13 protein-coding genes are annotated in these 12,294 nt (G+C 58.5%); 7 read left to right on the plus strand and 6 right to left on the minus strand.

Annotated elements, in window-relative coordinates:
* Positions 1-7: 7 nt before the first annotated feature.
* Positions 8-247, plus strand: coding sequence for a DUF4060 family protein (locus GT756_RS01470; RefSeq protein WP_004892750.1), 240 nt, complete (start codon positions 8-10; stop codon positions 245-247).
* A gap of 220 nt (positions 248-467) precedes the next feature.
* Here the strand turns inward: GT756_RS01470 and GT756_RS01475 are convergent, their stop codons facing one another.
* Positions 468-1,685 (minus strand): site-specific integrase, encoded by a 1,218-nt coding sequence (locus GT756_RS01475; protein ID WP_174562418.1) that lies wholly within the window; start codon positions 1,683-1,685, stop codon positions 468-470.
* Between the two features lie 146 nt (positions 1,686-1,831).
* Here GT756_RS01475 and sapC point away from each other — a divergent pair, with 146 nt between their 5' ends.
* From sapC to sapF, 3 genes are read left to right on the plus strand one after another with little or no spacing between them, the layout of a single operon-like run.
* The gene (sapC, locus tag GT756_RS01480; protein WP_004151901.1) at positions 1,832-2,722 is read left to right on the plus strand and encodes a putrescine export ABC transporter permease SapC; all 891 of its coding nucleotides are present in this window, start codon (positions 1,832-1,834) and stop codon (positions 2,720-2,722) included.
* Positions 2,722-3,714: a putrescine export ABC transporter ATP-binding protein SapD gene (gene sapD / locus GT756_RS01485; protein WP_004203899.1), complete on the plus strand. Its 993-nt coding sequence runs from the start codon at positions 2,722-2,724 to the stop codon at positions 3,712-3,714. Before sapC ends, sapD begins: the two co-directional genes overlap by 1 nt.
* 1 nt (position 3,715) lies before the next feature.
* A complete protein-coding gene (sapF, locus tag GT756_RS01490) occupies positions 3,716-4,525 on the plus strand; it encodes a putrescine export ABC transporter ATP-binding protein SapF (RefSeq protein WP_004203898.1) in 810 nt (269 codons plus the stop codon).
* A gap of 29 nt (positions 4,526-4,554) precedes the next feature.
* Here the strand turns inward: sapF and hutH are convergent, their stop codons facing one another.
* The 5 genes from hutH to GT756_RS01515 are packed head-to-tail and all read right to left on the minus strand — an operon-like array spanning position 4,555 to position 9,164.
* Positions 4,555-6,054: a histidine ammonia-lyase gene (gene hutH, locus GT756_RS01495; protein ID WP_023318042.1), complete on the minus strand. Its 1,500-nt coding sequence runs from the start codon at positions 6,052-6,054 to the stop codon at positions 4,555-4,557.
* Positions 6,051-6,845: an ABC transporter ATP-binding protein gene (locus GT756_RS01500; protein ID WP_017900863.1), complete on the minus strand. Its 795-nt coding sequence runs from the start codon at positions 6,843-6,845 to the stop codon at positions 6,051-6,053. Before GT756_RS01500 ends, hutH begins: the two co-directional genes overlap by 4 nt.
* A gap of 1 nt (position 6,846) precedes the next feature.
* Positions 6,847-7,578, minus strand: a complete 732-nt coding sequence (locus GT756_RS01505; protein ID WP_004203893.1) for an ABC transporter permease — start codon at positions 7,576-7,578, stop codon at positions 6,847-6,849.
* Positions 7,579-7,587: 9 nt separating this feature from the next.
* Positions 7,588-8,307 (minus strand): ABC transporter permease, encoded by a 720-nt coding sequence (locus GT756_RS01510; protein WP_004203892.1) that lies wholly within the window; start codon positions 8,305-8,307, stop codon positions 7,588-7,590.
* 11 nt (positions 8,308-8,318) lie between these two features.
* Entirely contained in the window at positions 8,319-9,164 is an 846-nt protein-coding gene (locus GT756_RS01515) for a transporter substrate-binding domain-containing protein (protein ID WP_053810521.1), read from the minus strand.
* Between the two features lie 209 nt (positions 9,165-9,373).
* Here GT756_RS01515 and GT756_RS01520 point away from each other — a divergent pair, with 209 nt between their 5' ends.
* The 3 genes from GT756_RS01520 to GT756_RS01530 all read left to right on the plus strand — a co-directional run bounded on the left by GT756_RS01520 (position 9,374) and on the right by GT756_RS01530 (position 12,249).
* Positions 9,374-9,916, plus strand: a complete 543-nt coding sequence (locus GT756_RS01520) for a HutD family protein (protein WP_004203889.1) — start codon at positions 9,374-9,376, stop codon at positions 9,914-9,916.
* Between the two features lie 198 nt (positions 9,917-10,114).
* Positions 10,115-10,903: an enoyl-ACP reductase FabI gene (fabI, locus tag GT756_RS01525; RefSeq protein WP_004203888.1), complete on the plus strand. Its 789-nt coding sequence runs from the start codon at positions 10,115-10,117 to the stop codon at positions 10,901-10,903.
* A gap of 188 nt (positions 10,904-11,091) precedes the next feature.
* Positions 11,092-12,249 carry a carboxymuconolactone decarboxylase family protein gene (locus GT756_RS01530; RefSeq protein ID WP_065904009.1) on the plus strand — a complete coding sequence of 386 codons (1,158 nt, stop codon included), beginning with the start codon at positions 11,092-11,094 and terminating at the stop codon, positions 12,247-12,249.
* Positions 12,250-12,294 lie beyond the last annotated feature (45 nt).

The raw sequence follows: 12,294 nt of genomic DNA on the forward strand, positions 1-12,294 counted from the left end.
GGTGAATATGCGACTGATTAACCGAAGCAAACAATCACCACTGGGCCGCCAGGCGTGCGATGCGGCACTGGCAAAACACGTTGAGCTTTATGGAGCCTACGGGCGACAGAAAACGAAAAGAACTTATACGGTGGTGGTTCAAGGCTCAAAGATCACTGTAGAAGTTGTTAACAGAAAAAGTAGCTATGTGGCCACAGCCATGAGCTGCGCGCGCCGGCTACACCATCTGCCTGGACAATGTAACTAAGGGGTTTTTATGACTAATACATCTCATAAATCAGATGAAATTTTGATAACCGATGACGTTCTGTCCAGATACAAAATATCGCGCAGCACACTCTATTTCTGGAGCACCCCATCCCGGATGCCCTCTTACTTTGCTCAGCCATTCCCGCAGCCTAAAATAAATGGCAGTCCTAAAAGGTGGAGACTTTCAGACCTGCTGGCCTGGGAGGATAACGTGGGGATCAAACCAGAGGCTGACCAACCAGCTTCTCAAGGTGATCCTGCCAAACAGCAAGCCAGTGACGCTGATCATCCAGATAATCATGCAGGTTATAACATGCCATGACACCTGCCATATGATGGCCAAGCAGTTTTTCCACAACATGTGGCGGCGCACCTAATTCAGAAAGGCGTGTCGCCACTGTTCGTCTGAGGTCATGGAGAGACCAGGGCTTCATGCCTGTTTTAGCTATAATCTGAGCAGAAAACAGAGCGACGTTTGGTTGTAGTGGCGGTCTGTCATCTTCTGGCCCCCTGTAGCGTGACAGTGTCACAACGTGTTTTGAAACTGACGTTTCCTTCTCTGCTAACATCATTCTTACTACTGCCTCGGGAAGTGCCCTTCTGACCGATTTCCCGGTTTTATAATCGCTTGCCGGAATGGTCCACGTTTGCTCATGGAAATCGAACCACTCCCATCTTGCTGTCCTGATCTCCGTACTCCGGCAGCCAGTCATGATGAGAAACTTCATTATCAGCTGTTGTCTGTATTTCAATTCAGGAAGGATGTTCCAAACTGTTTTGATTTCCTCATCACTCAATCTGCGATCTTTTACGGATGCTGTGAGACCTACGTCAGAGCGTCTAAGGCTCTCAATTGGGTTCACATTAATTACCCCTCGATTGGAGCAAAAACGGAACGTACGCTGCATCAGCCCAAGCATCTGACCAGTGACAACTCTTCGCCCCATGCCATCAAAAAGGTTAAGCCAGTGCGCTTTAGTGGTCTGATCAACAATCATGTTCCCCAGCACAGGCGCTATATGGTTATTGAAGTCCCGCCGGTTAACCTTGATTTTCACAAGACCTTCAGGGATGCAGTAATACTTTTCCCAGTAATCGAAAGCCTCTTTAACGGTGAGCGCTTCGACTTTTTTCTGTTTCTCCAGAACTGTTTGCCGTCTCGGATCGAGTCCTTCTGTCAACCAGGCCCTGAACTGCTGTCTACGTTCGCGAGCTTGAGATAAGGAGGTGGTGGGATAATCGCCAATCGTTAGCTGAGCGGCTTTCCCGTTCCATCTGTAGCGGTAAAAGAATGTTATACTGCCGGAAGTAGACAACCGGACATTCAGACCATGAGCGTCCGATATGACCTCGATCTGGTCTCTCTTTTTGCCAAGAGCTTTTCTTAATTTTGTGTCTGTAAGCAATGTGTACACTCCGGAAGAAGATATACACATCAGTGTACACATTTTGGTTAAATTGATAACCTTCAAATCAATGCAGAACACACAAAATTAAAGCACTCAATGCTGGCAAGGCGTTGGTATTAGCGGGATTTTTGAAAAGACTTAAAGCATGACTAACAAACTTAAAACGGATTCATATGCCCTACGATAGCGTTTATCTGGAAAAGCGTCCGCCCGGCGCGCTGCGCACCGTATGGCGTAAATTCTATGGCGACACCACGGCGATGATCGGCCTGTACGGCTGCGCAGGGCTGCTGCTGCTCTGCGTCTTCGGCGGCTGGTTCGCCCCCTACGGCATCGACCAGCAGTTCCTCGGCTACCAGCTGCTGCCGCCATCGTGGTCGCGCTATGGCGAAGTCTCTTTCTTCCTCGGGACCGATGACCTGGGGCGCGATGTGCTCAGCCGGCTGCTGAGCGGCGCGGCGCCGACCGTCGGCGGCGCTTTTGTCGTCACCCTTGGCGCCACGCTGTTTGGCCTGGTGCTGGGCGTCATTGCCGGGTCGACCCACGGCCTGCGCTCGGCGGTGATGAACCATATCCTCGATACCCTGCTCTCCATCCCCTCGCTACTGCTGGCCATCATCGTCGTCGCCTTTGCCGGGCCGCACCTCAGCCATGCGATGTTTGCCGTCTGGCTGGCGCTGCTGCCGCGGATGGTGCGTTCCGTCTACAGCATGGTCCACGATGAGCTGGAGAAAGAGTACATCATCGCCGCCCGCCTCGACGGGGCGTCGACGCTGAATATTCTGTTGTTCGCCATTCTGCCCAATATCGCCTCCGGCCTGGTGACCGAGATCACCCGCGCCCTGTCGATGGCTATTCTGGATATCGCCGCGCTGGGCTTTCTTGACCTCGGCGCTCAGCTGCCTTCGCCGGAATGGGGAGCGATGCTGGGCGATGCGCTGGAGCTTATCTATGTTGCGCCGTGGACCGTGATGCTGCCCGGGGCCGCGATTATGCTCAGCGTACTGCTGGTCAACCTGCTGGGCGACGGTATTCGCCGGGCGATCATTGCCGGGGTAGAATAATGCCGTTACTCGATATTCGTCACTTAACCATCGAATTTAAAACCAACGAAGGCTGGGTGAAAGCCGTCGATCGCGTCAGCCTGACCCTGACCGAAGGCGAAATCCGTGGCCTGGTCGGGGAATCCGGCTCCGGAAAGAGCCTGATCGCCAAAGCTATCTGCGGCGTGACAAAGGACAACTGGCGGGTCACGGCCGACCGCATGCGCTTCGACGACATCGACCTGCTGCGGCTGTCGAACCGCGAGCGCCGAAAGCTGATCGGCCACAACGTGTCAATGATATTCCAGGAGCCGCAGTCGTGCCTCGATCCTTCTGAGCGCATCGGCCAGCAGCTGATCCAGAGTATCCCCGGCTGGACCTACAAAGGGCGCTGGTGGCAGCGGCTGGGCTGGCGCAAGCGTCGGGCCATCGAGCTGTTGCACCGCGTCGGAATTAAAGATCACAAAGACGCCATGCGCAGCTTCCCCTATCAGCTGACCGAAGGCGAGTGCCAGAAGGTGATGATTGCCATCGCCCTGGCCAACCAGCCGCGCCTGCTGATCGCCGATGAACCGACCAACGCCATGGAACCAACGACTCAGGCGCAGATTATCCGCCTGCTGACGCGGCTCAACCAGAACAACAACACCACCATTTTGCTGATCAGCCACGACCTGCAGATGCTCAGCAAATGGGCGGATAAAATCAACGTCATGTACTGCGGGCAGACGGTGGAGAGCGGGCCCAGCGAAGAGCTGATCACCCTGCCGCATCACCCCTACACCCAGGCGTTAATCCGCGCGATCCCGGATTTTGGCAGCGCCATGCCGCATAAAAGCCGCCTCAACACCCTGCCGGGGGCGATCCCGCTGCTGGAGCAGCTGCCCATCGGCTGCCGGCTGGGGCCCCGCTGCCCGTACGCCCAGCGCGAGTGTATTGAAACGCCGCGTCTTACCGGGGTGCGCAATCACCTGTACGCCTGTCATTTCCCGCTGAACATGGAGAAAGAGTGAAATGGTCGAAACATTGCTGGAAGTGCGCCAACTCAGTAAGACCTTTCGCTACCGCACCGGCTGGTTTCACCGCCAGACGGTGGAGGCGGTTAAGCCGCTGAGTTTTACCCTGCGCGAACGGCAGACGCTGGCGATTATCGGCGAGAATGGCTCCGGAAAATCCACCCTCGCGAAGATGCTGGCGGGCATGGTGGAGCCCACCAGCGGCGAGGTGCTGATCGACGACCATCCGTTGACCTTCGGGGATTACTCCTACCGCAGCCAGAAAATTCGCATGATCTTTCAGGATCCGTCGACGTCGCTAAACCCGCGCCAGCGCATCTCGCAGATCCTCGATTTTCCGCTGCGGCTGAATACCGATCTCGACGCCGAAGCGCGACAGAAGCAGATCATCGACACCCTGCGCATGGTCGGCCTGCTGCCGGACCACGTCAGCTACTATCCCCATATGCTGGCCCCGGGTCAGAAGCAGCGTCTTGGCCTCGCCCGGGCGCTGATCCTGCGCCCGAAGGTCATCGTCTGCGATGAGGCGCTGGCCTCGCTGGATATGTCGATGCGCTCCCAGCTCATCAACCTGATGCTGGAGCTGCAGGAGAAACAGGGCATCTCCTACATCTATGTCACCCAGCACCTGGGCATGATGAAGCACATCAGCGATCAGGTGCTGGTGATGCATAACGGGGAAGTGGTTGAGCGCGGCAGCACCGCCGATGTGCTGGCCTCACCGCTGCACGACCTGACCCGACGTCTGATTGCCGGCCATTTCGGTGAGGCTCTCACCGCCGACGCCTGGCGCAAAGACGGCAAATAGCGTCGTCTCATTCACCTCGCCCGCTGACCTCACGCCGGCGCGTGGCCAGCGGTTCGCTTAAGGATGGCCACCGCGCTGGCAATGTCCGGCGCCAGCCAACGATCGTCCTCCCAGCCAGGCACGCTTTCGCGCAGCAGGTCTCGCGCCCGGCGCGTGCCCGCGGCCAGCTTCTGCGGCTCGTGAAAATCGAGCCCCTGGGCAGCGAGTAAATATTCGATGCCGAGGATCTGATAGAGGTTGCCCAGCAGGCGCTGCAGTTTCAGCGCAGCGCTGGTGCCCAGACTTAAATGATCCTCCTGCAACGCCGAGGTAACAAAATTATCCAGCACCGCTGGCTGCGCCAGCTGCTTGTTTTCCGCGCACAACGACGCGGCGACGTACTGGGCAATCATCATCCCTGAATTCACGCCCGGTCGGGCGACCAGGAACGCCGGCAGCCCGCTCACCAGAGGATTCACCAGCCGGTCAAGGCGTCGTTCAGCGATAGCGCCCAGCTCTGCCATGGCAATGGCCAGCAAATCGCAGGCCATTGCCACTGATTCGCCGTGCGGATGCGCCTGGGAGACCACCCGCCACTGCTCAACGGTCCCCAGGATCAGCGGATTATCGGTACAGGCGTTGAGTTCGATATTTATCTGCGTCTGCGCGTGGCTAAACTGATCGCGGCAGGCGCCATGCACCTGAGGCATCGAGCGAAGGCTTAGCGCATCCTGGGTGCGAAGTCCTTGACTTTCGGCCAGCAGAGGGCTGTCCGCCAGCAGCTCACGCAGCCGCTGGCCGCTGGTCTGGATACCGGGGCTGGCTTTCAGCGCCAGGATCTCGGCATCGAATGCCACAAGCTGGCCGCGCAGCGCTTCAAAGCTCATCGCGCCGGTTACATCGGCCCAGTCCATTAAGCGCTCGGCGTCGTCTAACGCCAGACAGGCCAGACCGGTCATGCACGGCGTACCGTTGACCAGACTCAGCCCCTCTTTAGCTCCCGGCGCGATGGGCTGCAGATTCAGCTGCGACAGGACCTCTGCCGCAGGCCACGTTCGCCCCTGCCACAGCACATCGCCAACCCCCATCAGGGCCAGGCCAATATGCGCCATATGCGTTAAATAGCCAACTGACCCCTGGGAGGGCACCTGAGGGGTGACGCCATGCTGCAAAAACGCCAACAGTTGCTGCACTATCCCGGCGGAGATCCCGGATTTACCGTGGCTGAAATTGGCCACCGCGGCGCACATAATTGCCCGGGTTGGGGCGACCTCCAGCAACGGTCCCACCCCGCAGGCATGGCTGAGCAACGTATTGCGCGACAGCTGGTGCAGCTGTGCTTCCGGCAACGTAATATTGCACAGCGCCCCCAGCCCGGTATTGATCCCATAGGCTACCTGGCCGGCTTTAACGATATGCTGGACGATCGCCCGTCCTTGCGCGATACGCGCCCAGGCGCTGTCGCTGAGGCTCAAGGTCGCCTCACCCCGGGCGACGCAAGCCACCTCCTGCCAGCGTATCGGCGCATCGCCCCACTGGATCATTTTCATACGACCTGTCCTGGCTGTTGATGGCTGGAGATAAATTGCTTAAAGCGCGCGGATCCCTGGCTGCCAAACAGCGCCTCAGGCGCGCCGTCGCAGTCAATCGTCCCCTGGTGCATAAAGACCACCCGGTTGGAGACATGGCGGGCGAATCCCAGCTCGTGGGTGACCACCAGCATCGTCCGTCCCTCCTCCGCCAGGCTGCGCATCACCTTTAGCACCTCGCCGACCAGTTCAGGATCCAGCGCTGAGGTGGGTTCATCAAAGAGCATGACGTCCGGCTCCATCGCCAGCGCGCGGGCTATCGCCACGCGCTGCTGCTGGCCGCCGGAGAGCTGCGCCGGATAAAAATCCTTTCGGTTCAACATCCCCACCCGCTCCAGCAGCTGCTCGGCCTGTTCAATGCAGGTCCGTTTATCGCGTTTGAGCACATAATGCGGCCCCTCAATGACATTCTGCAGGACCGTCATATGCGACCACAGGTTAAAACTTTGGAAGACCATCCCCAGCCGCGAGCGCAGGCGCTCTATCTGCCGGGGATTCGCCGCCAGCCGATGCCCGCGAGCGTGGTGTTTCATTTCAATCGTCTCCCCGCCGACGCTGACCACTCCGGCATCGGGCGTTTCCAGCAGGTTAATGCAGCGCAGCAGCGTACTTTTACCGGAGCCGCTGGCGCCAAGGATCGAAATAACATCGCCCTGCTGCGCCTGGATGGTGATCCCCTTCAGGACATCCAGGGAGCCAAAGGACTTATGAATATCGCTGACCGATAAGGTCACCGGACGTGAATCGAGCATCTTACTCTCCTTTGGTTATCGGCTTGAGCGACACGGTCGCCGGATTTGGCCTGGTATGCGGGGTTAAACGCCGTTCAAGCAGGGCGTACAACTGCACAATGATGAAATTGAGCAGCAGGTAGATGGCCGCCGCGCAGAGAAATACCTCCATCGTCCGGTAGGTACGCTGAATAATCTGTTGGGCCACCCCCGTGACGTCCCAGACGGTCACCAGGCTTGCCAGCGCCGTCGACTTGACCAACAAAATGGCCTCCGTGGAGTAGGCTGGCAGCGCATAGCGCAGCATCACCGGGGCAATGATCCGCCGCAGCAGCAGCCAGCGCGACATACCGCAAGCCTGGCCGGCTTCAATCTGGCCCGGCGGTATCGCCAGCAACCCGCCGCGCAGAATTTCCGCGGTATAGGCCGCCGTACAGAGCGCCAGCGCCAGAACGGCGCAGATGAAGGGTTCGCGCAGCAGCGGCCACAGGAAACTGTGGCGGATCACCCCAAACTGACCCAGCCCGTAATAAATGAGAAACAACTGGATCAGTAATGGCGAGCCGCGAAAGATCAGGATATAGCCTTTGGCGAAGCCGCTTGCCAGCGGCCAGCGGCTCATTCGCAGCGCCAGAACGCCAAGGGCCAGCACGCCGCCAAGCATAAAAGAGCAGATAAAGAGCCCCAGCGTCACCGGCAGCGCCGCGCCGAGCTTCAACAACGTCTCACCGAGGAAGGCAAAATCGATAATCATACGGGCTCCTTACGCCTGCGCGGCGCTGCGACGCAGCCAGGCGCGGTTCAGATGGCTCTCCGCCCGGGTAAACGCGCGGTTAGAGAGCAGCGTCAGGATCAAATAGCAACCGCCGCCGATGAGATAGAACAGGAAATAATCGCGGGTAGAGCCAGCGGCAATCTGGCTGGCGCGCATCAATTCAACCATCCCGGTCACTGATACCAGCGCCGAATCTTTGAGGCTCATCTGCCAGACGTTGGACAACCCCGGCAGCGAATAACGGACAATCTGCGGCAGCAGGATGCGCTGCAGGATCCGCCAGCGCGGCATGCCAATGGCGGTAGCTGCCTCCACTTCACCGGGCATCAACGCCAGGCGAGCAGCACGGTAGACTTCCGCCTGATACGAGGAGGAGATCAAACCAATCGCCAGGGCGCCAATCAGAAATGGCGGCACCTCAATAAAGCCGTCTGCGCCAAACAGGCGACCCAGCCATGAAATCATCCCTGAGCCGCCAAAATAGAACAGATAGATCACCAGTAATTCAGGGATACCGCGGAATACCACCGACCAGGCGGCGCCGAACCAGCGCGCTGGCGCGTGCCGGGACAATTTCGCGGCGGCGATGACGCCGCCCACGCCCGCACCGACGGCCAGCGCTGCAAGCGACAGCAGCAACGTGGTCAGCGTTGCGCTGAGGATCAGCGTCCCCCACCCGTTTTCACCCAAACTCAGAAGATTTAACATGGTTGCCTCGCTCAGGGAGTCACGTCGCTTTTAAACCATTTCTCACTCAGTTTTTTTACCGTCCCATCGGCCAGCGCCGCCTGAATGGCGCTATCCAGTTTCGCTTTGAGATCGGTATCGGTAAGGCGCACACCCAACGCCTCACCGCCTCCCCAGATTGGGCCGCTCATCAGCGGACCGCTCAATGCCAGATTGCTATTCTCCGGACGTGACAGGGTGGTGTTGGCAAAGGTAATATCATCAAACACCGCATCGATGCGCTCAGCCTGCAGGTCGAGGATCGCATCCGCTGAGTTGTTATATTCCCGGACGTCAGCGATATCCTTGAAATACTTATCAATAAACGGGGTGTAGACGGTACCGGAAGCGATGCCGATGGTTTTCCCTTTCAACGCCGCGCGCAGAGGCGCAATCGCCGCCTGAATCTCTTTCTCATCATCATGAAGTTTGACCGCCGGGGACGGCGGTAGCAGCGACCCTTTTACCGCAATGAAAGAGGCCGGCGTGGCAGCGTATGCCTGGGTAAAGGCCACTACCTTCGAACGCTCTGGGGTGACGACGATAGCATCCATGATCACGTCATATTTTCCGGCGTTAAGTCCGGCAATCATGCCATCCCAGTTCTGCACCACCAGTTTGCATTCGATCTGCATTCGCTGGCATAAATTCGCCATTAGCTCGGGCTCGAAGCCGCTGAGTTTCCCTCCGGGAAGCGTCAGATTCCAGGGCTCATAGCCGCCTTCCGTAGCGATGGTGATCGATTTCCACTCTTTAGCGTATGTTGAGCCACCAGACAGCAGTAGCCCCGAAAACAGGGTGACCAGGCAGGCCTGGCGGAAAGTAATACGCTGTTGCATTTTCATTCTCCCGATCGCGTTTTGTCATGATGGCTCTGGTCACGGCGATAAGATAATTCGCAGATGACTGCTCATGTATATACAAGCATTGACAAACCCGCACACGCGCTCAATGATGGATTTGTGAGCCCTGTTGTAAATAATTTGTAAGCACATTGAGACAAGCGTGTAACAAATACTATCCACTCCAGATTTCCGCCGAGCAAACTATGATCACGTATTTTGATTACGCTACTTTACCCGTCACGCCGTGGAAGAACGGTGCCGGCGCCACGCGCGAAATTATCGCCGTTCCTTCCGTAGATGCCCCTTTTCTCTGGCGCGCGAGCATTGCCACCCTGCAGGCCGATGGCCCTTTCTCCCCCTTCCCCGGGGTCGACCGGACGATCGTCTTGCTGGCGGGGCGACCGCTACGGCTGCGCGGGGAGGAGATCGACCATCCGCTGGCGCTCTGGCAGCCGTGGGCATTCCCCGGCGAGTGCGTGCTGTCCAGCGTCGGGATCGTTGAGCCTGGACTGGACTTCAATGTCATGACCCAGCGGGGTCGAGCCTCAGCGAAGGTTGAAGTGGTGAGCGACCGGCAGCGAGCGGCCACCGAAGGCGTCGCTTATGTGCTGCAGGGGGAGTGGGATCTGGCCGGGCGGCGCTGCGCCGCCGGCAGCGGTCTCTGCTGGCGCGGCAACGCCCCGGGCGAGCTGCGGCCTCTCGGTGCCGATGGGCGCCTCCTGCTGGCAACGATTGCGCTCAAATAATCAGCTGAGAAAAGGGTATACTTGAGCCATCACGATCGGCTTTTGCCCCGCGCGGCGCGGGCCGGCTGAAAAATATCGTGACACAAGGGGTCGTCAGTGGGATATAATTCCTGGCTAAATTTGAGTTATTTTGAAATAACAATGTTAACGTTATGATTGTTAAAGTAAAAATAAGCAATAACGATAAGGATTAAAGCTATGGGTTTTCTTTCCGGTAAGCGCATTTTGATCACTGGCGTCGCCAGCAAACTGTCCATCGCCTACGGTATTGCGCAGGCAATGCACCGCGAAGGCGCGGAACTGGCATTCACCTATCAGAATGAAAAACTGAAAGGTCGCGTTGAAGAGTTTGCTGCCGCGCTGGGTTCTGACATTGTGCTGCCGTGCGACGTTGCTGAAGACGAGAGCATCACCGCGCTGTTCACCGAGCTGGAAAAAGTCTGGCCAAAATTCGATGGTTTCGTCCACTCTATCGGTTATGCCCCGGCTGACCAGTTAGACGGCGACTACGTCAACGCGGTCACCCGCGAAGGTTTCAAAATCGCGCACGACATCAGCGCCTACAGCTTCGTGGCGATGGCCAAAGCCTGCCGCACAATGCTGAACCCGGGCTCTGCTCTGCTGACGCTCTCCTACCTGGGCGCCGAGCGCGCGATCCCGAACTACAACGTCATGGGTCTGGCGAAAGCCTCTCTGGAAGCTAACGTGCGCTATATGGCGAACGCGATGGGTCCGGAAGGCGTTCGCGTCAACGCTATCTCCGCCGGTCCGATCCGTACCCTGGCCGCGTCCGGTATCAAAGATTTCCGTAAAATGCTGGCGCACTGCGAAGCGGTCACCCCGATCCGTCGCACCGTCACCATTGAAGACGTGGGTAACAGCGCAGCCTTCCTGTGCTCCAACCTGTCTGCGGGTATCTCCGGTGAAGTCGTTCACGTTGATGGCGGGTTCAGCATCGCCGCCATGAACGAGCTGGAACTGAAATAAGTTCCTTACCCTCCTCGCCCCGGTGAGGAGGGCTCTCCCTTCCGAGGCCTTGTGCACCCCCTGTTATTCCAATCGGCTATTTGTTAGCACGTATCAATATTTTCTCCTGCTTCCGGGTTACGCCAGGATAGTTCTGCATAAACGATCCGCGGAACGGCGGTTCGCCACATACCGAACAAGGAAAGCCCATGGAGCCACGCCGCGTGAATGGCAAAAACCACTGGTATCACGAAACCCAGTCAACAATCTGCCCGGTGGATGTCCTGCCGCTCGTCCCTGAAGCCGCCCATGTTGAAGACCGCTTTTTGCTGGACCTGACGCTGCCGGACGCCTGGCTACACGCCCACGCAGGCTGGCTACGCCCCGCGCGCCAGCTGGCCGAGCGGCTGTTTCCCGACCAGGTGGCGGTGAGCCGCCTGCAAACCTTTACCGCCTACGATCGCCTGAGCACTGCGCTCACCGTCGCCCAGGTCTACGGCGTCCAGCGGCTGTGTAACCACTATGCCGCCCGCCTGGCGCCCCTGCCGGGGCCCGACTCTTCGCGCGAGAGCAACCGTCGTCTGGCGCAGATCACCCAATACGCTCGTCAGCTCGCCGGTTCACCCTCCGTCATTAACGCCCTTTCCCGCAGCCAGCTGGACGAAGTGGGCCTGACCAGTCGGGATATTATCCTGATCAACCAGATTATCGGTTTCGTCGGCTTCCAGGCGCGGGCGATTGCCGTGCTGCAGGCGGCCCAGGGCTTCCCGGTGCGCTGGATCCCCGGAATGCCGCAGCAAGAGGAGGCGCCCGCCGACCTGTTCGTCAACCCACCTGGAGAGTGGGTAACCGACATTGAGGATCCCGATCTGCAGTATGCCGATGACGAGCGCCAGCGGCGTATCGCCAGCTGGCAGTCACTGCCCGGCCTGGGCCCGCTGGCTCCGTTGCTGGCCTGCGACCCGCAGCTGATGGCGCCTCTGGAGACGCTGTTACGCCAGCTCAGCGGCAACGGTACCTTTGGCCCGCAGGTCGCCTTACTCACCGCGCGCACCAATGGCAGCGCCACCTGTTTTGACGCCTGGCTCTCCCACTGGCACGGTGATGAAGCGTTCGGCAGCCATTTGCGCGAGGGCGATCAGGCTCTCCATCGCTGGCTTGGGCAGCATCCGCGGTCGCGCGCGCTCGTTACCGCGGTACAGTTGTTAACCCGCTCCCCGGACCGGTTTAGCGCCGCCCAGTTAACACCCCTCGGCGAATATGGACTCTCAGCGGAACAGGCGATCGATCTGTTAACCTGGAGCGGACTATGCGGCTGGATGAATCGTCTGAAAATCGCCCTCGGCTATGTGCGTCAGCAGACGTAAATTGCTGAAACAGCGCTTGCTGCGACAGGCATAATCGCGTAAAAA

Source organism: Klebsiella sp. Q2, from assembly GCF_009900705.1.
Classification (GTDB): domain Bacteria; phylum Pseudomonadota; class Gammaproteobacteria; order Enterobacterales; family Enterobacteriaceae; genus Klebsiella; species Klebsiella quasipneumoniae.